The sequence below is a fragment of the Zobellia alginiliquefaciens genome, assembly GCF_029323795.1.
GTDB lineage: Bacteria > Bacteroidota > Bacteroidia > Flavobacteriales > Flavobacteriaceae > Zobellia > Zobellia alginiliquefaciens.
Genome location: NZ_CP119758.1, coordinates 1,299,737 through 1,323,719 on the forward strand (window position 1 = coordinate 1,299,737; position 23,983 = coordinate 1,323,719).

The 23,983-nt window shown below is 39.0% G+C and carries 22 protein-coding genes; 13 read left to right on the forward strand and 9 right to left on the reverse strand.

Going from position 1 to position 23,983, the window contains the following annotated elements:
* Positions 1-23 precede the first annotated feature (23 nt).
* The 8 genes from ccoS to P0077_RS05545 all read left to right on the forward strand — a co-directional run bounded on the left by ccoS (position 24) and on the right by P0077_RS05545 (position 6,877).
* Entirely contained in the window at positions 24-197 is a 174-nt protein-coding gene (gene ccoS, locus P0077_RS05510) for a cbb3-type cytochrome oxidase assembly protein CcoS (protein WP_276168135.1), read from the forward strand.
* Positions 198-364: 167 nt separating this feature from the next.
* Complete coding sequence (gene ccoN, locus P0077_RS05515) at positions 365-2,569, forward strand: cytochrome-c oxidase, cbb3-type subunit I (RefSeq protein ID WP_276168136.1); 2,205 nt, start codon at positions 365-367, stop codon at positions 2,567-2,569.
* Between the two features lie 5 nt (positions 2,570-2,574).
* A complete protein-coding gene (locus P0077_RS05520; RefSeq protein WP_215438600.1) occupies positions 2,575-2,766 on the forward strand; it encodes a CcoQ/FixQ family Cbb3-type cytochrome c oxidase assembly chaperone in 192 nt (63 codons plus the stop codon).
* Positions 2,763-3,716, forward strand: coding sequence for a cbb3-type cytochrome c oxidase N-terminal domain-containing protein (locus P0077_RS05525; RefSeq protein ID WP_276168137.1), 954 nt, complete (start codon positions 2,763-2,765; stop codon positions 3,714-3,716). Before P0077_RS05520 ends, P0077_RS05525 begins: the two co-directional genes overlap by 4 nt.
* A 44-nt stretch (positions 3,717-3,760) precedes the next feature.
* Positions 3,761-5,179 carry a cytochrome c oxidase accessory protein CcoG gene (gene ccoG, locus P0077_RS05530; RefSeq protein WP_276168138.1) on the forward strand — a complete coding sequence of 473 codons (1,419 nt, stop codon included), beginning with the start codon at positions 3,761-3,763 and terminating at the stop codon, positions 5,177-5,179.
* Between the two features lie 17 nt (positions 5,180-5,196).
* Entirely contained in the window at positions 5,197-5,643 is a 447-nt protein-coding gene (locus tag P0077_RS05535) for a FixH family protein (RefSeq protein WP_276168139.1), read from the forward strand.
* A gap of 7 nt (positions 5,644-5,650) precedes the next feature.
* Complete coding sequence (locus P0077_RS05540; protein ID WP_276168140.1) at positions 5,651-6,355, forward strand: sulfite exporter TauE/SafE family protein; 705 nt, start codon at positions 5,651-5,653, stop codon at positions 6,353-6,355.
* A gap of 129 nt (positions 6,356-6,484) precedes the next feature.
* Positions 6,485-6,877: a group III truncated hemoglobin gene (locus P0077_RS05545; protein ID WP_276168141.1), complete on the forward strand. Its 393-nt coding sequence runs from the start codon at positions 6,485-6,487 to the stop codon at positions 6,875-6,877.
* Here the strand turns inward: P0077_RS05545 and P0077_RS05550 are convergent.
* Entirely contained in the window at positions 6,843-7,355 is a 513-nt protein-coding gene (locus P0077_RS05550; RefSeq protein WP_276168142.1) for a pyridoxamine 5'-phosphate oxidase family protein, read from the reverse strand. The genes P0077_RS05545 and P0077_RS05550 overlap by 35 nt on opposite strands.
* A gap of 262 nt (positions 7,356-7,617) precedes the next feature.
* Between P0077_RS05550 and P0077_RS05555 the strand changes: the two genes are divergently transcribed.
* Positions 7,618-9,009 carry a Gfo/Idh/MocA family protein gene (locus P0077_RS05555; RefSeq protein ID WP_276168143.1) on the forward strand — a complete coding sequence of 464 codons (1,392 nt, stop codon included), beginning with the start codon at positions 7,618-7,620 and terminating at the stop codon, positions 9,007-9,009.
* Positions 9,010-9,073: 64 nt separating this feature from the next.
* Here P0077_RS05555 and P0077_RS05560 read toward each other — a convergent pair whose 3' ends face one another.
* The 8 genes from P0077_RS05560 to P0077_RS05595 all read right to left on the reverse strand — a co-directional run bounded on the left by P0077_RS05560 (position 9,074) and on the right by P0077_RS05595 (position 19,336).
* Entirely contained in the window at positions 9,074-9,895 is an 822-nt protein-coding gene (locus P0077_RS05560) for a universal stress protein (RefSeq protein WP_276168144.1), read from the reverse strand.
* Between the two features lie 31 nt (positions 9,896-9,926).
* Complete coding sequence (gene hemN, locus P0077_RS05565) at positions 9,927-11,288, reverse strand: oxygen-independent coproporphyrinogen III oxidase (protein ID WP_276168145.1); 1,362 nt, start codon at positions 11,286-11,288, stop codon at positions 9,927-9,929.
* Between the two features lie 88 nt (positions 11,289-11,376).
* On the reverse strand, positions 11,377-11,586 hold the full coding sequence (locus P0077_RS05570) for a hypothetical protein (protein ID WP_276168146.1): 210 nt from the start codon (positions 11,584-11,586) through the stop codon (positions 11,377-11,379).
* 10 nt (positions 11,587-11,596) lie between these two features.
* Positions 11,597-12,103, reverse strand: a complete 507-nt coding sequence (locus P0077_RS05575) for a DinB family protein (RefSeq protein WP_276168147.1) — start codon at positions 12,101-12,103, stop codon at positions 11,597-11,599.
* Between the two features lie 135 nt (positions 12,104-12,238).
* On the reverse strand, positions 12,239-13,363 hold the full coding sequence (locus P0077_RS05580; RefSeq protein WP_276168148.1) for a glycerate kinase: 1,125 nt from the start codon (positions 13,361-13,363) through the stop codon (positions 12,239-12,241).
* An 11-nt stretch (positions 13,364-13,374) separates the two neighbouring features.
* On the reverse strand, positions 13,375-14,979 hold the full coding sequence (locus P0077_RS05585) for a sodium:solute symporter family protein (protein ID WP_276168149.1): 1,605 nt from the start codon (positions 14,977-14,979) through the stop codon (positions 13,375-13,377).
* Positions 14,980-15,266: 287 nt separating this feature from the next.
* Positions 15,267-16,577 carry an amylo-alpha-1,6-glucosidase gene (locus P0077_RS05590; protein ID WP_276168150.1) on the reverse strand — a complete coding sequence of 437 codons (1,311 nt, stop codon included), beginning with the start codon at positions 16,575-16,577 and terminating at the stop codon, positions 15,267-15,269.
* 80 nt (positions 16,578-16,657) lie between these two features.
* Positions 16,658-19,336, reverse strand: coding sequence for a TonB-dependent receptor (locus P0077_RS05595; RefSeq protein ID WP_276168151.1), 2,679 nt, complete (start codon positions 19,334-19,336; stop codon positions 16,658-16,660).
* Between the two features lie 196 nt (positions 19,337-19,532).
* Between P0077_RS05595 and P0077_RS05600 the strand changes: the two genes are divergently transcribed.
* The 4 genes from P0077_RS05600 (at position 19,533) to P0077_RS05615 (ending at position 23,818) form a co-directional block, all read left to right on the forward strand.
* A complete protein-coding gene (locus tag P0077_RS05600; protein ID WP_276168152.1) occupies positions 19,533-20,558 on the forward strand; it encodes a LacI family DNA-binding transcriptional regulator in 1,026 nt (341 codons plus the stop codon).
* A 160-nt stretch (positions 20,559-20,718) separates the two neighbouring features.
* Positions 20,719-21,678 (forward strand): helix-turn-helix transcriptional regulator, encoded by a 960-nt coding sequence (locus P0077_RS05605; RefSeq protein WP_276169171.1) that lies wholly within the window; start codon positions 20,719-20,721, stop codon positions 21,676-21,678.
* A gap of 185 nt (positions 21,679-21,863) precedes the next feature.
* The gene (locus P0077_RS05610) at positions 21,864-22,754 is read left to right on the forward strand and encodes a nucleotidyltransferase family protein (RefSeq protein WP_276168153.1); all 891 of its coding nucleotides are present in this window, start codon (positions 21,864-21,866) and stop codon (positions 22,752-22,754) included.
* Positions 22,754-23,818 (forward strand): phosphotransferase enzyme family protein, encoded by a 1,065-nt coding sequence (locus P0077_RS05615; RefSeq protein WP_276168154.1) that lies wholly within the window; start codon positions 22,754-22,756, stop codon positions 23,816-23,818. The genes P0077_RS05610 and P0077_RS05615 overlap by 1 nt, the downstream gene beginning before the upstream one ends.
* Positions 23,819-23,983: the final 165 nt, after the last annotated feature.

The following is a 23,983-nucleotide window of genomic DNA, read 5'->3' on the forward strand; positions in this document are numbered from 1 at the left end:
TTTACACCATAATTCAGGTAGGTATGAGTGTTATTTATGTGTTATTGGCTATCAGCATTTTTGTTGCAGTCTTGTTTTTCATAGCATTTATTATTTCGGTCAGAAGTGGTCAGTACGATGATTCATATACACCCTCTGTGCGTATGCTTTTTGAGGATGAACTCGTGAAGTCTACCAAGGATGAAAAGAGTAATTAGTAAAATATTTCAAACTAATTGAACATACAAGCCTTTAAAAAGTACTAAAACAAATTAATAATAAAACGTGTTGAACATTAGCAAAGGCATCAAGAGTCTATTCTCTAATTTCTTTCTCTGTTCTCCTTTTACAAAAAGAAAATCCAACTAAATAAACAAGTATAATTATGGAAGTACAGCAGTTTTATTACGATAACAAAATCGTGAAAAATTTCCTCTATGCAACTATGTTTTGGGGTATTGTGGGTATGTCCGTGGGCTTATTGTTAGCCTTTATGTTCATGTTCCCCAATTTGACCGATGGTATATCATGGTTAAGTTTTGGTCGATTACGTCCGTTGCATACCAACGCGGTAATTTTTGCATTTGTAGGAAATGCTATTTACGCGGGAGTCTATTACTCTACACAACGTTTGTTAAAAGCGCGAATGTATAGTGATTTTCTAAGCAAATTCAACTTTTGGGGCTGGCAGGCAATTATTGTTGCCGCTGCAATTACCTTACCGTTAGGGTATACCAGTTCTAAGGAATACGCTGAACTTGAATGGCCTATAGATATCGCCATTGCTTTAGTTTGGGTCGCATTTGGTGTAAACCTAATCGGTACCATGATCAAAAGAAGACAACGACATCTTTATGTGGCTATCTGGTTTTATTTGGCAACATTTGTCACCGTAGCGGTACTTCATATTTTCAATAGTTTGGAATTACCTGTAACTGGTTTAAAAAGTTATTCTGTGTATGCAGGTGTTCAAGATGCATTGGTGCAATGGTGGTACGGTCATAATGCGGTAGCATTTTTCTTGACTACTCCTTTCTTGGGGCTTATGTATTATTTTGTACCCAAAGCGGCCAACAGACCTGTTTACTCCTATAGACTATCTATTGTTCACTTCTGGTCATTAATATTTATCTATATATGGGCAGGACCTCACCACCTACTATATTCTGCCCTGCCTGATTGGGCACAGAACTTAGGTGTTGCATTTTCTATCATGTTATTAGCTCCTTCTTGGGGTGGTATGATCAACGGACTATTAACTTTACGTGGTGCTTGGGATAAAGTACGTACCGATCCTGTTTTAAAGTTTATGGTAGTCGCTATCACCGGTTATGGTATGGCAACTTTTGAAGGTCCAATGCTTTCGCTTAAAAACGTAAATGCCATAGCCCATTTTAGTGACTGGATTATTGCCCACGTACACGTAGGCGCCTTAGCTTGGAACGGATTCTTGACCTTTGGTATGATCTATTGGTTGGTTCCTAAAATGACCAAGAACAAATTGTTCTCCACGCCATTGGCGAACTTTCATTTTTGGATTGGAACCCTAGGTATCATTCTATATGCATTACCTATGTACGTTGCCGGTTTTACACAAGCATTAATGTGGAAAGAATTCAACCCGGACGGCACACTGGTTTACGGTAACTTTCTAGAGACCGTAGTAGAGATTATGCCTATGTATTGGATGCGTGCCATTGGTGGTAGTCTTTATATTATTGGGGCTTGTGTTATGATTTATAACGTAGTGCGCACCGTAAAATATGGTAGTGTAATAGAAGATGAATTGGCCGAAGCTACAGCACTTACTCGTGTTTCAAAACATAGAACAGCTGGTGAAACTTTCCATACGTGGTTAGAGCGCAAGCCTATTCAACTAACAATTTTAGCTACTGTAGCTATTTTGATTGGTGGCATCATACAGATTGTACCGACAATTTTGGTAAAATCGAATATACCAACAATTACCAGTGTAAAACCCTATACACCTTTAGAACTAGAAGGTCGTGACCTGTACATTAGAGAAGGTTGTGTTAGCTGTCACTCACAAATGGTGCGTCCGTTTAGAAGTGAGGTAGAACGTTATGGCGAATATGCCAAAGCTGGTGAATTTGTTTATGACCACCCGTTCCTTTGGGGTAGTAAACGTACCGGTCCAGATTTATTGAGGGTTGGTGGTAAATATTCCGATAACTGGCATTTGAACCATATGTACGATCCACAGAGTACTTCTTCAGGGTCCATAATGCCAGCCTATGCTTGGTTAATAAGAGATGAGCACGACAGAAGCGATATTCAGGCAAAAATGGAAGCAATGGTTACCCTTGGTGTACCGTACACAGATGAAGATATTGCAAATGCCGAAGCCTCCATGGATGCACAAGCCGAGCAAATTGAGAAAAACTTGTATACCGATCCGGACTTTGCAAAAAACTATGAAGCTGATAAAACGTATGCAGCAGAAAACGGCGAAGAGTTCGTAGAAATGAGAGACCGAGAAATTGTATCCTTAATTGCATATCTACAACGTTTGGGAACAGACATTAAGGTAAAGGAAACAGGTGAACTATTATCAGATAACAAAAACTAAACATCATGTTCAAATTTGTAAAAGGTTACATGGAAACTATAGATGGTGTAGCAACCTACCCCATGATATCATTACTCATCTTTTTTGTGTTCTTCACATTGCTGTTCTGGTGGGTAATTACGGCATCAAAATCTTATATAAAAGAAGTTAGTGAATTGCCTTTGGAAGAAGATAACCAACAAAACCTAGACCTATGAAAAATACATCAACCTGGTGGATTAAAATACCGCTGATTTTCTTTTTAATATTCGGTTTAACGGAGTTCTTCGTTGACTCGGGAGAGTTGCCAGCCTTTATAAAGTACCCAATGGTACAGGTATTTCTTGTGTTCATATTGTTTCTGCTCATTATCATTGCAATAATTACCAGAGCTATTGAAACCGTTATGTTCCAAACCTTATCAAAAGAAGGGAAAGAGCGTTACCTGGAAAAAAAGAACAAAACATTTGAATGGAAATGGGGAGAAAGAATGTATCAAAAAATGCTTGGCTCCAAACCCATTGAAGAAGAAAGCGAAATCATCCTTGACCATAATTATGACGGCATACGCGAACTGGATAACAATTTGCCGCCGTGGTGGGTATATCTTTTCTATGCATCCATTGTTTTTGGTGTAGTTTACCTATTACGTTTTCACGTATTTAATGACTATACCCAAGACGAAGAATATGAGCAAGAAGTAGCTGCTGCTCAGATTGAGATTGAAGAATACAAGAAAACTGCCAAAGGTCTTGTTGATGCCAATACGGTAGAACTGCTTACCGATGCATCGGATATTAGTGCCGGTAAAGTCATATTTGAGAGCAATTGTGTGGCTTGTCATATGGCAGACGGTGGCGGTGGTATTGGTCCTAACCTTACCGACCAAAACTGGATTCTAGGTGGAGGTATCAAAAATGTTTTTCATACGATTTCTGAAGGTGGTCGTGACGGTAAAGGTATGATTGCCTGGAAACAAAACTTAAAACCTGCCGAGATTGCACAGGTAGCGAGTTATGTACTAAGTTTTCAAGGCACTACACCCGCTAATCCGAAAGCGCCAGAAGGCGATATTTGGGTTGACCCCAATGCTCCGGAACAATCTGCTCCGGCCCTTGAAACCCATATTGAACAGGAGATAGACTCTACATCCGTTTCCATGAACTGAATTGAGCGAAGGAAATCCTTCACTAGCCGATAAATAGAATTAAAATGGCACAAGATCAAGATAACTTTAGGGATTCCATCGGCACCATTAAAGAAGATGGAAAACGGGCCTGGGTATATCCTAAAAAACCTAGCGGCAAATTTTACAAATACCGTAAACATGTTAGCTATGTACTCTTGGCGTTCCTGATTTTATCGCCTTTTATCAAAATAAACGGCAATCAGTTTTTAATGTTCAATGTGTTGGAAAGACGTTTCAACATCTTTGGTTTTCCATTTTACCCGCAAGATTTCCACCTATTTGTGATCTCTATGATCATTGGGGTAGTTTTCATTGCCTTATTTACCGTTGCTTTTGGACGTATTTTCTGCGGATGGATGTGTCCACAGACCATCTTTATGGAAATGGTTTTTCGTAGGATAGAATATTGGATAGATGGTGACCGTGGCGCCCAAATGCGATTGGACCGGCAAGAATGGAATGCCGAGAAAATTAGAAAACGGGTACTAAAATGGTTCATTTTTTTCATCATATCATTTATTATAGCCAATGTTTTTCTTGCGTACTTAATCGGCAGCGACCGTCTTATTCAATATATCACGGACGGACCGGCACAGCACATAAGCACCATGGTGTCGCTACTTATATTTACTGCGGTATTCTATTTTGTTTTTGCATGGTTTAGAGAACAGGTATGCATTATTGCCTGCCCTTACGGTCGTATGCAAGGGGTTTTACTTGATAATAAATCGATTGTAGTTGCCTATGACCATAAACGTGGTGAAGCCGAAAACGGCCGAAAAAAATGGCGTAAGAATGAAGACCGTGAGGCTTTAGGCCATGGGGATTGTATTGATTGTTTTCAGTGTGTAAACGTTTGCCCAACAGGTATAGATATTAGAAATGGAACACAGTTGGAATGTGTTAACTGTACCGCTTGTATTGATGAGTGCGATACCATTATGGAAAAAGTAAACCTACCAAAAGGTTTGATCCGTTACGCTAGTGAAGATGAAATCACCAAAAAAGAAAAATTCAAGTTTACACCACGTTTAAAAGGGTATACCGCAGTTCTTGTCATTTTAACCGGAGTGCTTATTGGTATGATGTTCTTAAGAAATGACCTTGAAGCAAATATTCTAAGGTTACCAGGGCAGCTCTACGAGCACAAAGAAGGAAACATAATTAGCAATGTATACACGTACAAGCTATTGAATAAAACCACAAAAACCGTAGAAGATGTTCACTTCAAATTATTATCCCCCAAAGGGGAAATAAAACTGGTACGCCATGAAAATTTTGATGTGCAACCCGAAGCTCTGGCTGAAGGCACTTTGTTCATAGAAATTAATGCATCTGCCTTGAGTGGCGATAAAAATAACCTGAAAATTGGGGTGTACAGCAATGATAAATTAATAGAGACCACTACGGCCCGCTTTTTAGCTCCACGTAGTTACAAATAAAATTAAAATAAAAAGTCATGAAAATAAATTGGGGTACAGGTATCGTCATAGCTATCATCGCATTTATCAGTTTTATCATGTTTTTTGTGGTCAAGATGACTACCAGCCATAATGCCAATCATGATTTGGTCACCGAAGAGTATTATAAGGCAGAACTGGGTTACCAGAAAGAAATAGATGCGGAGCAAAATGCCATTGACTCCCATGAACAAATTCAATTGGAAAAAACCGCTGACGGATTGTTGGTGATATTTCCTGAAACATATTCAAACACTACAGTATCCGGTATTGTATCCCTTTACAGACCGTCCAATAAGCACTTGGATTTTGACTTACCCATTAGTCTGTCCAATTCACATTTGCTCATACCTGACAAACGCTTGTTGGATGGTCGCTGGGATATAAAAGTTACTTGGAAACACCAAGGAAAGGATTTTCAATACAAAGAGAGTATAACCTTTTAATGAAAAAATGATTCTATCTGCACTCATATTAGGCCTTATGGGAAGCTTGCATTGCGTGGGTATGTGTGGGCCCATTGCCTTTATGCTTCCGGTAGATAGAACAAATAACTATAAGAAATTCGGTCAAATATTTATTTATCACTTTGGACGCTTGTTGGCCTACGGAATCATAGGTTTAATTTTTGGGTTTGTAGGTAAGGGGCTCTCTATTTTTGGTGCGCAACAGAAACTCTCTATTTTCATTGGCATTCTAATGATTTTGATTGTCTTGATTCCCTATAAAACCTTTAACCAATACAATTTATCAAAACCCATATACAAAGTCATATCAAAAGTAAAAAATCAACTAGGTAAAGAACTCAAAAAAAAATCACCGGACACCTTTTTAACCATAGGGTTCCTCAACGGATTTCTACCTTGCGGATTGGTCTACATGGCACTTTTTGGTGCTATAGCCATGGGAAATGCTATACAAGGTAGCCTTTATATGATGTTGTTTGGGCTAGGCACTATTCCACTAATGACAACGGCAATCTATTTTAGCGGTTTATTAAAAGGCGGCCTACGCCAAAAAGTGCAAAAGGCCATTCCCCTTTTTGTGGCTGTCATTGGTTTGCTTTTTATATTGAGAGGCCTCGGTCTGGGTATTCCGTATGTATCACCAGCTCCTCTTACCGAGTTAGCTTCAAGTGCTATGGAATGCCATAACTAAACGTTATATCAAATCTTTACCATGAAAACATTACCCAACGAAATTGTACTTCGCCCTAGGTTTCAGTTAGATGTAGGCAAAACTTACGAACGCTTTAAGAACTAAGGCTAATAGTCTATTTTTGATACGATGGAGAAAAAGGAAATTAAAACCCGAGACGATGTACAACTACTGGTTGAAACCTTCTATGGGAAAATACGGAAAGATGAAACCTTAGGGCCTATTTTCAATGGAATTGTTACCGACTGGCCTTCGCATTTGAAATTACTAACTGATTTCTGGGAAACCCAACTTTTTCTACAGCGCAAATACAATGGCAACCCCGTTACCGCCCATCAAGAAGTAGACGACAAAACCAATGGCACCATAACTTCCGAACATTTCGGAATCTGGTTGAATCACTGGTTTGCCACCTTAGATGAATTTTTTGAAGGTGAAAGGGCTTGGATTGCCAAGAACAGAGCCCAAAAAATGAGTACTATGCTTTTTATCCAAATGTATCAGCACCGTGCAAGGGAATAACATCTACCTCTTCATCTGTAACCCTATATTTTCCTATTATATCCGATATGTGAATACAATATACCACAGGTGCAGTTTCAGACTCCATTTTACTTGAAAAGTCTTTGATATAATCAACCTTTGCCCCCTCCACACGCTTTAAAAAGTCTTGAACTCCATTCGCAAAGGTGTGCAGATATTTTTTGGCCGTAGCTCCTTTAAGTTCTTCAAACGTACCGTTGACCATTACCGAACGCCAGTTATGAATTGCTGTCACTTCTTCAACCTGAAGTGCCACTTCTGAATACCTTCGCATTGACTCAACTTTATGTCCTTCTCCCGAGTAACTGATAAGACATTTATTCTCTTTATCATAGTAATAGGTCACCGGAACAATAAAGGGACTTTTACCCGCAATATAGGCCAAGTGACCTATACAATGGTTACTTAAAAACTTTATACAATCATCCTGGGTCATACTTCTTGTTTCATTTTCCATCTCCTAATGTTTTAATTATTTGAACAAGTATTCCATATTTCTTGTCCTATGAAATAAATATACCTACCAGAGCTAAGAAGTAATATGACAATTATCATGTTTACCTACTGAATAACAAACATTTAACCGAATCCTTTCAAAAAACAAGAAAAATTGAATGCTATTTTGAAAAAAGACCGACCATGGCTATTATTTGCAGCACAATCCGCAATTGTCTAAATTCCCCTTTCCAAACCATCTAATTGCAAAATCTCAATAGTTTATGAAACAAAACAGTTCCCGTAGAAGCTTTATTAGAAAAGCGGCTCTAAGTTCCGCGGCTATTTCCTCGGCTCCCTTTATTTTATCAGCTTCTAAAAATGAAAATATCCTCATGCAGCGGGAATACGAGAACCACGTATTCACTTCAAACGACCGAATAAACCTTGCCCTCATAGGCACAGGTATTCAAGGTATTTTTGACACACAGGCCGCTCTTACCGTAGACGGCATACAGCTTGTTGCGGCATGTGACCTTTATACGGGAAGATTGGAACGTGCCAAAGAACTTTGGGGCGAAGACCTATTCACCACACGCGATTATAGGGAAATCTTAAACAGAAAAGATATAGATGCCGTTATCATTGCCACCCCAGACCACTGGCACAAACAAATAGTTATTGATGCCCTTAAGGCAGGCAAGCATGTATATTGCGAAAAACCCATGGTACAACAATGGCAAGAGGGCCAAGATATAATTTTAGCCCAAAAAGCTTCAGGAAAAATATGTCAAATAGGTAGCCAAGGAATGTCTTCCCTAGGTAATGAAAAGGCAAAACAATTGTATAGCGATGGTGCTATTGGAGACATCGTTATGCTGGATTTCTACAACGACCGTTACTCGGCAGAAGGTGCTTGGCAATACCCTATTCCTCCCGATGCCGGTAAAAAAACGGTTGATTTTGATACCTTTTTAGGTAACGCACCAAAAGTTCCTTATGAGGATAAACGTTTTTTTAGATGGCGAAATTACAAGGATTACGGCACTGGTGTAGCCGGAGATCTCTTTGTTCATGCTTTCTCAACACTAAACCATGTAATAGATTCACATGGTCCAAACCGGGCTATGGCCACAGGTGGACTTCGTTATTGGAAAGACGGGAGGGATGTACCCGATGTTAGTATTACCCTTTACGACTACCCTAAAACCGAAACCCATTCAGCGTTCAATGCCGCGTTTAGAATTAACTTTATTGCCGGAAGCGGTGGCGGAAGTGGTTTTAAGCTAATTGGTACTGAAGGAGAGATGGAAATAGGACAAAATTCCGTTTCCCTAAAAAGGTCAAAACTTAGTCTAGTACCTGGTGGCTATTCTATGATCTCCTTTCCCGAAGCCATGCAAAAAGAGATTAGAAATGGGTATGACAAACAAAACCTGGAAACTCGTGCATCTGCGGTAGAAACGGGAACAACAAAATGGCAGGCTCCAAAAGACTATAAAGGAGGGCATCATGATCATTTCTACAACTTTTTTACGGCGATACGCCAAAACGGAAAGATCATACAAGACCCCACCTTTGGCCTTAGAGCTGCTGGTGCAGCGTTACTGGCCAATGAAAGTTATTATAAAAACAAACCAATAAACTGGAATCCCACCGAAATGAGAATAGGATAAATAACAAAAGAAAGGGCGGTACGCATATAACGTACCGCCCTATAGTTGCGTAGTTTAAGTGCATCTATATCTTAAAGGTAACCACTGGTATTTTAGAGTGGTTAACAACATCTTCGCCAATACTACCCATAAAGAAATGGGCCAAACCTTTACGGCCATGGGTAGATATACCAATGGCATCGGCACTATTGGCTTCACTATAATTTAGAACCCCACGTTCCACACTATAGTCATTATATATTTCAACTTGTAAGGCCTGATTTACTTTTCCTATAAAAGTATTTATACGCTGGTATATATCTCCCGAACTTAAGAAATCATCACCTGGAGTATTGATATAGACCAAATCCAATTCCGCTTCTAGCATATCTGAAAATGCTTTTGCTTTTTCAAAAGCCTGTGCGCTTTCTTCCCTAAAATCAGATGCAAATACAAAACGTTCAATTTTGAAATTTTCTATTTCATTTTTAATTACAATTACAGGAATTTCAGCATTTCGGACTACTTTCTCGGCATTGGAACCGATAAAAATTTCTTCAAGGCCATCAGTTCCGTGAGACCCCATAACAATAAGTTCGGCATTATGCTCTAAAGCTATTTCGTTCACTTCACTAAACACCTTGTAATGTTTAATGATAGGGGTTACTTTCAACCCTTCTAAATAGGGTTTGTTCAAAAACTCGTTAAAACGTTTCTCTGCCAGTTTAATCAAAAAAACAGTTTGCTCTGGATGAAAACCTTCCGTAGAGGTAATCATAGCCTGATTTAATTCCAACATGTGGAGCGCCAATATTTCCGCACCATGTTTCTTAGCAAGTGAGACTGCCACTTTTAAGGCATATTCAGACTGTTGAGAAAAATCTAAGGGTACTATTATTTTTTTCATGATATATCTATTTTTAACGATTAGGGCAGTATTAAACAGTCATAGAGAACAATCTTCTTTTGGGCTCTTTTTGATGTAACAGCACATCGAACGCCATACAAATATTCCTAATAAACGGGCGACCTTTTGCAGTGACTTCAATGCCAGAAGTACCAATGTTGACCAAATTATCCTCCTCCATTACACGTAGCCTATCAACAACCTCATCTATCTTTTCAAAACGTTGACTGAACAAACCCCATGTAGTTTTAAAATTGCACATTAAATTTAAGATGTGTCTTCTTATTACACGGTCTTCATCCGTTAGAATATGACCTCTATAAACCGGTATAATATTATTTTCCACAAGATGCTGATACTCTTCAATGTTTTTTACATTTTGGGCAAAACCATACCAACTATCGCTAATACTTGACGCGCCCAAACCTATCATTGCTTGAGTTCTGGATGCCGTGTACCCCATAAAATTGCGGTGCAAATCTCCTGATTCCATCGATTTATAAAGCGAGTCGGAAGTAAGAGCAAAATGGTCCATGCCTATTTCATGATAACCTACTTCCCCCAATAACGCTTTACCGGTCTCGTATTGTTGTCGTTTTTCATCCGCAGACGGCAAATCAGTGTCTTTATAACCTCTTTGTCCGTTTCCTTTTAACCACGGCACGTGTGCATAACTATAAAATGCCAACCGATCCGGACGCAACTCCTTAGTCCGTAAAATGGTTTCGCGAACATGTTCTTCTTTTTGAAAAGGCAATCCGAAGATAATATCATGACCTATTGATGTATAACCAATTTGCCTAGCCCATTCCGTAACGTTTTTTACGTTAGCAAAGGGTTGAATACGATGAATGGCCCGTTGCACTTTAGAGTTATAATCTTGCACGCCAAAACTAACACGTCTAAAACCAACATCATACAATGCCTGAAGGTGTTCTTTAGTAGTATTATTAGGGTGACCTTCAAAGCTGAACTCATAATTTTCAGCTCTTTTTGCAATACTGAAAATACCTTTAATTAGGTTTTTTAGATGCTGTGGAGTAAAAAAAGTAGGTGTCCCACCACCTAAGTGTAGTTCCTTAACAATAGGTCTTCCTGAAAATAAATCGCAATACAGTTTCCATTCTTTTAGTACGGAACGTATGTACGGTTCCTCTACTTCATGCCTTTGGGTAATGCGCTTATGACAGCCACAGAACGTACACATACTCTCGCAAAAAGGAAGGTGTATATAAAGGCTAATACCTTCTTTGGCATTACTTTCTTCAAAACTTTGAATTAAGCTAGACTGCCACTTTTTACTTGAAAAAGTATCCATGTTCCAATAGGGAACCGTGGGGTAACTTGTATATCGTGGCCCGGCTACATTGTATTTCTGAACTAAACTGCACATAAATTGTATCTTGTTTGATACAAACTTAGTGCTGTTCACCCACAAAAAACATGATATATATCAGGTATGAAAAAATGCGTGTACAACCTCACAATTCTTCACATACAAAACCTTGATTTTTCAATACAGAAGCAACATCAATAGGGTGTTGGTGAGTTTCGACCCGGAGGATGTTATCACAATCCTCCAAGTCAAAATTCCATCGCCCTTCGGGCTCTACCAATCCATTTAATAGTGGCTTCAGCCTTCTTACCTGCTTACTTTTTAAGACCGATGTTTTAAATACCAATACTGTCATCTTGTAGAAATTAAATATCCCCTCTATCCCAAAACATTGGTGGTTCAATTCCTAATGAACGCAAATAGACATACCCCTGACCTCTGTGATGAATTTCATTATCGATAAAATAAAGAATGGCAGATTGAACAGTGCCTTCGTACAGGCCGAAACTTTTTATCTCATCATGAAACCGACCAACATCTATTTTTGACCAGTTTTCATTGATTTCCCTAGTTGCTTCGTCCCACAGTTCCAAGACTTTTTGTTTACTGTTACCATGAGCGATGTTTTCATTTTGTGCGGAAGTCACACCTGTAACAATTTCTTTGGTACCCGGGCCAGCGATACTTAAGAGTTCCTGAACTATTTCAGCATAAGTACGCATACCACCAATTGAATATTCAAAAAATTCTTTCTCAGGAAAATTCTCAATGGTCTTTCTTGTAAGAGCTCTGTGACCTTGCCAATGCGTCAATAGTTCTTCCGGCAGAATAATTTGTTCTACTTTCTCTTTGGATGGATTTGCTGTGTTCATAATCTTAGTTTTTAGATTTGTATTGTTATTACAACAACAAATGTAAAAGCGACAAGTGACAGCAGTTTGTCAGTAGTAAATAGGGTAACCTAATTTTATATAGTAAAGGCTAATTTGGACTGCCTCAACAGGCTTTTATTTAAGCAACCGAGCAAAGTTATAACTCGCATTTTTTAAATTCTCAAAACTGGAAACCATAGCCTCAGGCAATGTGGAAACCCCTCTTACAATGGAGTTCACGTATGTTAAACCAAATTTATCTTGTTGATCTATGGAAATGGAAACCGAACCACACAAGGCAGCAACCGGAACATTTTTCTTTTTTGCAGAAGTAACCACACCATTTATAGTTTTTCCCGAAAGAGTTTGTTCGTCCAACTGGCCTTCCCCCGTAATAATCCAATCGGCATCTGATATGGCCTCGTCAAACTGTGCCAACCCTTTTACCAGTTCAATACCGCTAGTCAGTTCTCCGCGTAAAAAAACAACGGCCCCACCACCAATGCCACCAGCGGCACCGGAACCTTCTATTTTTTGAACTTTTATATTATAGGTTTCAGAGATAACCGTAGCGAAACTCTTCAATCCTTTATCCAAAATTTCTATCTCTTCCTCGGAAGCCCCTTTCTGTGCTGCATAAATTTTTGCAGCCCCGTTCTTGCCATAAAACTTATTGGAGACATCACAGGCAATTTTAAACTTTGCATCCGCCAATGCTGGATGTACATTAGTTGTATCTATACTTTTAACTTTATCTAAATTGCTTCCTATAGGTTCTAGATCTATACTAAAATCAGCTTTGAATTTATATCCCAGGGCATTGGCCATACCCATACCGCCGTCATTTGTAGCACTTCCGCCTATACCCAAAATAACCTCTTTAGCTCCTCTTTCCAAGGCATCTGCAATGAGCTCGCCCGTACCAAAAGTAGTGGTGTTCATACAATTTCTATCCGCATCTTCCAATAGCTTGAGTCCGGATGCTTCGGCCATTTCAATATACGCAATATGACTCTCCGGTGCATAAAGGTACGAGGCGCTGATGGGTCTGAACAGAGGGTCGTTAACGGTAATGGTTATTTTTTCGCCCTGTATATAATGTTTGACCACATCTATTGTTCCGTCACCACCATCCGCCAAAGGCATTAGCACAATTTCAGCTTCTTGGAACACATGTCTCAAACCCTCTTCTACGGCAGAACAGAACTCAAAACCTGTGAGCGAACCTTTATATTTATCGGGAGCGATTACAATTTTCATACTGCGAATTTTTAGTTAAATACAGTGGGTAGCAACAAGCAACCACAAAGAATGATTATAAAATACGTCACTAAAATGAATACTTCTTTTCTACCGGCATAGTAAACCACTTCAAGTCCCTCATTTATGGTTCTCTTTACTGTATAACTCACAGCCAAAGCAACTAAAATAGTTACCAAACAACCTAGGGCATTCCACCAGAACCAGAATATTTCCGGTACGTACAACCAAAGGTAAATATTGAACAATACTCCCGCAACGATACCTATGTTAGCACCAAGGGCATGCGTTCTCTTTGTTAGAATTGCTAAAATAAATGCCGCTAAAATAGGCCCATAAAAAACGGAACTGATCTTATTGATCACCTCAATAACGGTACCTTCTATATTACCTGCGAAAAAAGCAAAGAACAAACATACGAGTCCCCAAAAAATAGATAATAACCTTGAGTAGGACATGTATTGCTTATCTCCCATATTGGGCTTAAACCGTTTAACAAAATCTTCCATAGTCACCGCCGATAACGAGTTTACAGTAGAACTTAAAGTAGACATAGCGGCAGACATAATAGCTACTATGAGAATGCCTATGATTCCGTTAGGTAGATATTTTATTATAAAAACCGGAACTAAAAGGTCGGCTTTTTTACCTTCTAAAGAAGAAATATTAGCTTGGTAGACGCTTTCCATTTGTTCCTGAAAACCTAAATCCTGCATTAACAACGTACCCAAAACCAAGCCCATAATACAATAGGTAAGTGTAAAAGGAAAACGTAAAAGGCCATTTGCCATCATCAACTTTTTCAAGTTGGACATACTGCTCGATGACAATAAACGCTGTGATTGCGTCTGGTCCGTACCGTAATATGATGCGTATAAAAAGAAACCACCGATGACCATAGGCCAGAAACCGAATTCGTCATTTCCATCGGCATTACTAAACCCCCATTTATCAAAATCGATGGCGGTAATACGATTCTGATCAACATTCGCTAGGAAGTTTTCTACACCGCCAAGCTCACCAAAACCATAGACCAGACAGATGATAATACCCAAGAATAAAATACTCATTTGAATAACGTCTCCCCAAATAACCGCTTTCATACCCCCTTGAAAGGAATAGACCATGGTAATAACCCCAATTATCAAAACCGATATCCAAAAATCCAACTGTATTGTAGCTTGTAGTATAAGTGCCATGGTATACACCATAACACCCGTAGCCACAGACCGGCTGATTTGGAAAACAAAACTTATTAATAACCTAGAAGATGCATCAAATCTAGTCTCCAAATACTCATAGACACTTACAATACCAGACTTGTATAAGGTGGGCAATACAGCTACGAGCAAAAATGCCATGGCCAGTGGCACCCCCAGCTCATAAGTTAACCACTGCATACCTCCACCATCTTTGAGGCCCACAAATGCCGGGGCCGAAATAAAACTAATTGCGGAAAGTTGTGTCGCCATAGCCGAAAGACTTAAAGGCAACCAAGAAGTTTTTCTTCCCCCTAGAAAATAATCTCCCCCTGAACTATTCTCCTTGAACAAAAACCCAAGGCCCAAAAAAGCTACTAAGTAAAGAACGATTATGATATAGTCTAAATAATTCATGAGTATATTTTCTTTTGGTTTGGTTCTTAACTTTCATTTCCGTTCCGTGAACAGAATATGATTTTACGCTATTTGTTAATCTTAACACTAAGATACAGCAGAAATATCTTACAAATAATTGATATATAGACTCTCCATGGCGGAAATTGGAACAACAAATAACAATTTACCACCATTTTGAGTCTAATGAGAACAAGGAAGGCTCAACAACTAGCAACTAATTAACGTTAACCACCAAGAGAATGGTTATACGAACACTTAGGTTTCCCTATCCTCACAAAAAAAATCTAACTTTTAAACAGGTCTATTAAGAGCGCAGCGGTCCATGAGAAATTGTCCCCACCGTATCCTTTTCGGGTTTCTTCTCCGGTATCTTTTCTGCAATCGAAATACTCAAAAAAGCCATCACGCTCCACAAGGTCAATTGAATCTTGCTTAACTCGCTCTGCAATCTCTTTATACCCGTAATCTTTCAATCCGCGGTACAGCATCCAATTCATATTGATCCAGACGGGACCTCTCCAGTATTTTCTAGGATTAAAGCGGTCATCAGTGGGGTCAAAAGATGCACATAAATATTTATCATCACCTCCAAAACGCTCCATCATGGTATTGACCAAAACTTCGGCTCTTTCTTTGCTAGGAATAGCAGCAAACAACGGAGAGAAAGATGAAGATGAAATATGGCGAATTGGTTTTTCATTTCTTAAATCATAATGCACGTAAGCGCCCAATTCCGTATCGAACAACTTCTCATTAAACGAAGCGATGCTCTTTTCTTGATTTTTACGGAGGTAGGCTATTTTATCTTCATGGCCACCAATCAATTCATATAGCTCCATTAATGCTTGATTGGACTTGATGAGCATGGCATTAAACAAAGGGTCTTGTACCAAAAAAGGGGATAATTCAGCAATTTTGACATCATCATAATTGTTTTGCTTTGCTATGTCAATGATGTACAGGTAGTGGTCATACTCCCTTTTAGAAGGTCGCTGAGAGGCGTCTACATGTGTAGTATCTTTTCGCTCAAAAGTATATTCTGGCGGATTCATAGTATCCCAAATATCATCCCACACCGGAGAATTATCCGTACCCGACTCCCAGTTGTGATAAATGTACATAAGACCTTCATTCTGCGGATCACGATTCTCGTAGAAATACACATGATTGTCATACACCTTATCTATCTGACTTTTAATAAAGTCCAACATATCTTCTTTATCATCAACAATATTGAGCATATCTTGAAGAATAAACCCCGTAACCGGAGGTTGGGTCATTCCTGTAGATTTATATTTTTTAGATGAAAGCGGATGCACATCCGACCTATGGAAATCGTGGCCTGGAAAATAAGAATCGTCATCTGTGTGAAACACAATATGTGGTATAAAACCATTGCCCCATTGTGAATTCAACAAGGTCTCTATTTCTTTTTTTGCGTGATCTACATTGTAATGGGTAAGACCTACCGCAATGAAACCGCTATCCCATTTCCATTGAAAAGGATAAAGTCCTTTACTAGGAATGGTAAAACCTCCTTCTTGAAAATTAACGTCTAAAACGTCTTGTGCCCTTTTTATTAAACTTTTGCTCATAACATGCGTAATATAAAAACACACTGGCAGCAAGCCACCGCCAATGTGTCTCTGAATTAAAAACTAAACTCAAATGCTTTTTAGAAGTTGAAGGTAGCCGTCAAGAAAAATCTTCTTGGAAGAATAGGACGACCTACAAAGAATTCAGATTCGCTCTGACCGGCAGCACCTGCTCTTGGGTTACCTTCAGTAACACCATCACTATCAAAAAGGTTGAAGATGGAGAACCCTAAACGAACCGACTGGTTTTCTTCTGGCTTCCCAAAAGTGTAACCTGCACCCAATCTACCGATTGGAATAGCATCCAATTCTATATCATTTACATCAGAAGAATACTTGCTTCCCGTGTAGTTTACACCAAAGTTTGCATCAAATCTACTGTTATCGTAATATGCGCCCAATGACCCTAAGAAGTTAGGCTGTCTAGCCAATTCATTACCTACATTGGTTTCGGTAGAAGTACCATTTACCAAATCAAAATCTGTGTTTTTTGTAATCTCATGACCTTGGTAGGTTACCGTTCCTCTAAGATTAAAATTATCAGCAACTCTATAATCACCAGTAGCCTCCAAACCAATTGTTCTAGTATCTTGTTCTGAACGGGTCTCATCTATCAATTGACCACCAACAATAGCTTGTTGTATTTTAATTCTATCTTTTAGAGCCACATAATAAGCAGCAACAGAACCAGAGAATTTAGAAGTACCGAATTTAGCACCCGCTTCAAATTGAATAATGTTTTCAGGATCATACGCTAGTTCAGAAATACCAGCTACAGGTGCAAAACCTCTAATTTGCGGAAAGAAGTATCCTTTGGAAAAGTTAGCATACAAGTTGGTTGCATCACTCAACTCATAAAGGCCTGCTAAAGAAACTGCCCAACCGGAAGCCTCTACCGAAGATCTGATAAAGCTACCATCAGCAGTTTGAACATCACTCAACGCAGTAGTCAATTCAGGATTGTCATAAACTGTTGCACTTGTTATTCCACCTCTACTGTTCTCACCATCTGTGTGCTCATATCTAAAGCCAACATCAAAACGCCATCTATCAAAAATCATCTCATCCGTAAGATAAAATGCCAATCTGTTTTGAGACAAGAAGTTATTTGAAGTTTGACCGATACGGTCATATAAACCTCCTTCTGAATACACTACATTCTCTCCACCTGCATCCGTATAATTTAAGTTTACCAATCTAGGCGCATTATTAAATTCGGATAGCACGCGGTACTGGTAGTTTACATCTTCAGCTTCTGTACGTGCAATGAAAGTACCAACCGTTATGTTGTGGCTTCCACCATTCATTGTCTCAATACTTTTAGTCAAAGAAGCTTCTCCCGAGTAATCCGTCATTGGACGTAAACGATCTACATGAAGGTTATCGATTACCAAATCAGAACCGTTTATTTGAGAATTAGGGTTTCCACTTTGATACTGCGCGGAGTACCCCTGATTTCCAGGAGCAATGCTCTCTACATAATTATCAAGAGTTATTGGATTGGCATTATCTCCGCTTCCTCCAACATATAACGCAAAATTATGCTTGTAATTGGCATACCTTACCTTTGATTTAAATCTTAAATCATCTTCAAACCTATAGTCAAAATCGGCCATTAAATATCCCCCAGTAGTAGAAACACCATCTGCAATAGGGCTATTGTACGTACCATCCGGCGTAAGGAAAGAAGTATTTGCCAATTCCCCTGTCAATAACTGCTCTACCGGTTCTCCATCATTTCCCGCCAAACGCTCCCTACTTCCTCCTGATAAAGGAATAGGAAGGTAGAACTGGGCCTTATCATTTATAAACTGACCATGTACGGTAAATGTACCTTTATCAAATTTCTTCTTGATATTAGCCCTAAACTGCACCCCTTTTGTAGGCAAACCTGTATCTATAGGACCACGGTCATATCTTACAAAACCTGTAAAAGCATAGTAGGTATTTGAGTCTTCTCCACCCAATTGGCCACCTGTATAGAAATCGGTTTTTAAACGTCCCATATTGGCAACTTCAAGGTTTATTACATTACCAGGATTGGTGTCTCCCGTTTTACTTGTATAGTTAATGATACCCGCTACAGAACCTGCACCGTATAAGATGGCAGAACCACCACGAACAAATTCCACTCCTTTAAAGCCAATATCCGGTCTTGCGTACACATCATGAGCAGAAGAGTTAAGGCCAAACGTACTCATTAATGGCATCCCATCGTATTGTAACGGGTTAAACACATATTGACCACCAGAAGGAAGACCCCTAACAAATACGTTGGTAGCCGTTTCACCACCACCACCTTCAGCGGTAATACCTGGCACACTTCTTAAAATATCTGCCTGACTGTTAGCTGATAGTTTGGTTATCTCTTTCATTTTTACCGAGCTGATAGATAAAGGCGCCTGCTTTTGAGATCTGAATGTACTAGACGCCGTTAAAACAACCTCATCTAGCTGCTGACCGCCTTCTTGAAGCACAAAATCTACCGTTAATGCTGTTCCGTTTAAATCAACCGACTTATCCAAAGTGGTAAAACCTAAATATGAAGTTCTCAGTACTTGACTGCCTTCTAGGTCCGTTGAGAATGTATAATTACCGTCAAAATCAGAGGTAGTACCCGAAGTGCTACCTACTATAATAATATTTGCCCCAGGAATTGGTTCTCCCGCGCTGTCCGTAATGGTTCCGGAAATTTCCGTCTGGGCAAAGACACCAGTACTAAGAAGAAGACCGACAACCGCAAAAAATGCTTTTTTCATAATTGTAGTTTTAAAGTTGAGTGATATTGAGTTTTATTAATTTGATAATACAGGACCAAAACTATTGGAATATCATATTATTTCGACAAAATTATTGCAAATTTGCTATGCAAACGTTACCGCAATCGTTTGCAATTCGTAAATTTATCCTAAAATTATTTACATAAGCCTGAGAATCAACACCCTTTTTGAGATTATGAGCAAGAGACACAATACCACCCTAAAGGAATTAGCCAAAGAATTACACCTCTCTGTTTCAACAGTTTCCAGAGCGCTAAACGATCACCCGGATATTAATGCAAAAACAAAGCAAAACGTAAAAAATTTGGCACGTCAGATGAACTACTCCCCAAATTTATTTGCCAGAAGTTTTAGATCTCAAAAGACAAATATCATAGGAGTAGTCGTTCCCAATATTTCGCACTACTTTACTTCTACCGTACTCAAGGGAATATTGGAAGAAGCCGAAATACAGGGATACCGAATAATTATATCCGAATCTAACAATAGTGAGACCAAACAGACCGAAATGCTAAATACCATGACCCAATTTGGTGTTGATGGTATTTTAATGTCACTAACCAGAAAAACCGTAAAAGTAGATGACCTGCTAAAAACTTTGAACCGCGTACCTATTGTCCTATTTGATAAAGTATCACAAAAAATACCTTGTACCCAGATTGTAATTGATGAGGAGCAAGCCGCTTTTAATGCTGTTGAGCACCTTATAGAAATAGGAAAGAAACGTATAGCCATTATTAAAGAAACGGAAAACTCGTACAATTCTGAAAAGCGATACGCCGGTTACCTGAGAGCTTTGGAACATCACGGGCTTCCTATCAGAGAAAAAATAATCCTGAGCACGGAAGATATTTCCCTCATTCATGGCAGACGTCTGACCAACATTCTTTTAAGCATGAAAAAGCGCCCAGACGCAATTTTCGCCATTACGGACAATGCTGCTATTGGAGCTATAAAAGCCCTTAATAAGTTTAAGGTTAAAATACCCGAAGAAATTGCTGTGGTCGGTTTTAGCAACTCGTCTAACTCTAAAATTATTCAGCCGGAATTAACCACTGTAGACCAACCTGGTAATAAAATTGGGCGTACCTCAGTAAAATATCTCATTGATGAAATAGAAAACCCATCTAATGATGTTATCACCAAAACGGTGGAAATAAAAACAACCTTAGTGGTTAGAGACTCTTCATTAAGAGCTTGACCTACATTTTTCCGCAAACCTGCTGACAAACGGTTGTCACACTGCACACCTTACTTTGTAGAAAGTGTACAATTTGCACGATAACCTTAAAAAAATGAAGTTCCGATATGATTCAGTCCATCATCTGAAGTTTTATCTTTGGAATATATATCGCAACCTTATGGGCCTGAACACAATAAACAGATTTGACCGCATTGTAGCTATATTAATTCAACTACAATCTAAACGTATTGTAAAAGCCCAAGAATTGGCCGACCGTTTTGATGTTAGCCTACGTACCATCTACAGAGATATTCGTTCGTTAGAGGCATCCGGTGTACCCATTTCTAGCGAAGCTGGTGTTGGGTATTCCATAATGGAAGGATACCGTCTACCGCCCGTAATGTTCACCAAAGAAGAAGCTGGCAGTTTCGTAGCGGCTGAGAAATTAATGCAAAAATTCACCGATACTTCTTTAGGTTCCCATCACAAATCCGCTATGTACAAGGTAAAGTCGGTGTTAAGAGGGAAAGAAAAAGATTGGATTTCCACTTTAGAGGCTCAGGTACTAATTGACCCATCACAAACTCCTTTTGACGAAAACATACCCAACGCCCTAGAAATCCTTTTTGAAAGTATAGCAGATAAGAAACAGGTTTTTCTAAAGTATCATTCCCTTAATTCCGAGAAACCCTCTGACCGTTTCGTTGAACCCGTAGGCCTTTTTCATGAAAACAACTTTTGGTATGTATTGGCTTACTGCCTGGTCCGTAAAGATTATAGGCAATTCCGAACAGATAGAATGTTACGTATAGCGAGAACGGAGAAGCTCTTTACGCTAGAACACGGCATGTTAGATGACCATTTACTCAAAAGACCGGATACAGAGAAGACTAAAATTGTTATTTCCGTTGATAAAAGCGTAGCTCGCTATATCTCGGTTGGAAGAAAACAATATGGTTTTATATCTCAAGAGATTAAAAAGGACAAAATTCTTATGACCTTTATGACAGCAGATGTAGTCAATGGTTTCCCCAGATGGTATTTGATGTTTGGCGATTATGCTGAAATAATTGAACCGCTAAGCCTAAAACAAAGGGTTATTGAAATTCTTAAGGAGACCCAAAACCGACTCACATAAAATATTTAAACGACCTACTGCTTCAGTATTTCAGTTTACAAATTTCAAAACTTGCAACTGCTATTAATTAAATCACTAAAGTCTAGCAATCCACAACATGTCAAAAAATTGTTATGTAAATAGAAATGACCTACAAGTTTTCAGGTTAAAACCTTATTTTAGCGGCTCTCAAAAAAAAGAAAGACATGACCTTATTATTAATGGCCGCTGGTAGCGGTAGCCGATACGGAAAACTGAAACAATTTGACGATTTAGGCCCTAACGGCGAATTCTTAATGGAATTTGGCATTTATGATGCCCTTAAAAACGGTTTTGACCATATAGTTCTCATTACTAAAAAGGAAAATGTTTCTTTAGCCGAAGACCATTTGCGTCCTAAATTACCTGCCAACATTAAACTAGATGTTTTGGCTCAAGAAATTACGGATTTACCAGAAGGATGTTCTTTTTCCGGTGAGCGTAAAAAACCTTGGGGAACGGCACATGCAGTTTGGACGGCGAGAAACGTGATCAACGGTCCTTTTGCCGTTTTAAATGCCGATGATTTCTACGGACAGTCCGCTTACGCAAACGCCGCTAATTTTGCGCGCGAGCATAACAATGACAATACGTTTGCCCTTGTTGGCTATACATTAAAAAACACCCTATCAGAACATGGTTCTGTATCCAGAGGGGTTTGCCAAGTAGACGGAGATGATTTAGTTTCCGTAGACGAGCGTTTAAAGCTTGAACCAAAAGATGGTAAAGTACTTGATCTTGATTCAGGAAACGAATATACAGGTGAAGAGCAAGTTAGTATGAACTTCTGGGTTTGTCAACCTTCTATTTTCGATAAAATCGAAAGCGAGTTCAGAACGTTCCTTGCTGATGATAATCTAGCCACAACTAGTGAGCTCTATATTCCAAAGACAGTTCAAGAAATGCTACAGGCAGGTGAGATAAAAGTAAAAGTAGTACCATCAGGCGGTGATTGGTTTGGTGTGACTTACGCCAGTGACCGCGAAAAAGCTGTGGCTAACTTACAAGCTAAGACCGATGCAGGAAAATATCCTGCTCCGCTTTGGCCAAAACAATAATGAGTACGTATTCTAACGAAGAACTCAATGAATTACTAGGGCACTTTTCCGTGCCCAAAACAAAGTACTTGATCAAACCGTTAACGGACGGTTTGATCAATGATACTTTTCTGGTATATGATACCACCACCCCATTATACATATTGCAACGTGTAAACCATCTTGTATTTACCAATGTAAAAGGGTTGATGAACAATGTTCAACAAGCTTTTAAATATTTGGAAGATGAAGATTACACCAAAATAATCTTAGTGCCGCCTAAAACAGGAGGCAGTCACTACACTTCTTCTACTGGCAACCATTGGCGCGTCATGACCTATTTAAATGGAAGTACCGCCTATAACACTACAGAAGACACCAATATTGCTTTCGAAGCCGGAAGAATCATCTCCAAATTCAATTCTCTTTTACGGCAAGCGGACCTAGAAGATTACGTGGATACCATTCCTCGATTTCATGATATAAGTTTACGCCAAGATCAATATAAATCCGCTCTAAAAACTGCAGCTCGGGAAAAACTAAAGATTGCAGAAAAAGCGATTGTATTCACAAATGAGGTTTTAGAGAAATTAACTGCTTTAGATTTAAAAAACTTACCTGTAAGAGTTTGCCATAATGACACCAAATTGAACAATATTCTCTTTTCTAAAGAGACCAAAAAGGCACTTTGTCTTATTGATTTGGACACCCTTATGAAAGGTTATTTTCTCTATGATTTTGGTGATGCCGTTCGCACCATTGTCAATACAGCTGTGGAAGACGAAAAAGACCATGATAAGATTATTTTTGATAAAAATCTATTTGAAGCTTTCATAGAAGGCTTGGCTGTCAATGGCTCGTTTTTAACCAAAGCTGAAATTGACATTTTACCATGGGGTGCCGTTCTCATGCCCTTTTTGCATGGCATACGGGCTTTCACGGATTATCTTAACGGCAATGTATATTATAAGGTAGCTTACGAAAATCAAAACTTAGATCGCTGTCTTAGCCTTTATAATTTCACTCAAAAGTCGTTGAACCATTTAGACTATATGACTGCGGTCCTCAATGAAAAGCTTCGTTAATGTCAAAACACCTGTTCTTCATAGGCGAATACTGAACGGAACCTATAATATCTCTTTACATTCATACGTCTAGTGTTGGTTTAAACGTACTTTCAAAAACAAACCTAGAATAAAAGGTAGGTTAGCCAACAACTATTGTATTTTTACTACCTTGAAAATTAATTG